Here is a 503-nt window from a genome sequence, read left to right on the forward strand (position 1 = left end):
ATGGGTATCCCAACATCTGAGATGCTAACGGCAGGACAAATTATGGCAACGAAATTAGTAACGAACGAATTTGTTGCAATGCTTGACCTTGGAAAAGTAGCTGGTGATTTATCAGCTCGTACAGTAGGTATTTTATCTATCTTCCTTGTATCATTTGCGAATTTCTCATCAATCGGAATTATCGCAGGTGCAACGAAGAGTATCGATGGCAAACAAGCAAACGTTGTATCTTCATTCGGATTAAAACTTGTATACGGTGCAACGTTAGTAAGTATATTATCAGCGATTATCGTTGGGGTTATGCTTTAATAAAAACAAACGAAGTCGTTTATCTCTCGCCTAGAGGGATGAACGACTTTTTTATTTTGGTATGATAAATAATATAGAGAGGGGGATTAAGTTGAAAGAACGGGATAGTTTAAGGGAGTCTGATGAGATTATGGAGAACATTGATCAATTAACTGGTGAAGATGCTAGAACCTTTTTGAAATTCATACATGGGT

Annotated in this window: 1 protein-coding gene; it reads left to right on the top strand. The window is 37.2% G+C overall.

The features are described from left to right. On the top strand, window positions 1-309 hold a 309-nt coding region (locus tag DN393_RS31205), incomplete at its 5' end, for a nucleoside transporter C-terminal domain-containing protein (protein ID WP_304521064.1). Window positions 310-503 lie beyond the last annotated feature (194 nt).

The organism is Bacillus sp. BPN334 (assembly GCF_008368885.1).
Classification (GTDB): Bacteria; Bacillota; Bacilli; order Bacillales; family Bacillaceae_G; genus Bacillus_A; species Bacillus_A wiedmannii.